Source organism: Pseudoalteromonas sp. MMG007, assembly GCF_018100985.1.
In the GTDB taxonomy this organism is placed as follows: domain Bacteria; phylum Pseudomonadota; class Gammaproteobacteria; order Enterobacterales; family Alteromonadaceae; genus Pseudoalteromonas.
This window is the reverse complement of sequence record NZ_JAGJEI010000061.1, coordinates 1-332: the sequence shown is the minus strand read 5'-3', so window position 1 is coordinate 332 and position 332 is coordinate 1. Positions and strand designations below refer to the sequence as shown.

At 45.5% G+C, this 332-nt stretch carries 1 protein-coding gene; it reads left to right on the top strand.

The window, feature by feature from the left end:
- On the top strand, nt 1–332 hold a 332-nt coding region (locus J8L71_RS18430; RefSeq protein ID WP_211001813.1), incomplete at both ends, for a condensation domain-containing protein.

The following is a 332-nucleotide window of genomic DNA, read 5'->3' as shown; positions in this document are numbered from 1 at the left end:
GCAGATCTACCAACTCTACACAGCCTACCTCTGGATTATGCGCGTCCAGCACAACAAAACTTTGCGGGAGGAAGTGTAGAGTCTTTTATAGAAAAGGATGTACTGAATCAATTGAAGTCTCAATGTCAGGCTGCTGATGCTAGCCTGTTTATGGGTTTGCAGGCAGCATTTGCAGTACTGTTAAGCCGATACAGTCACGAAACCGATATTGTGATGGGCACCCCTATCGCGAACCGGGAGCAAGCAGAAGTAGCTGGCTTAATAGGTTTTTTTGCTAATACCTTAGTATTGCGTAGTGACTTGTCATCGGCCCCCTGTTTTAGTGATTTACT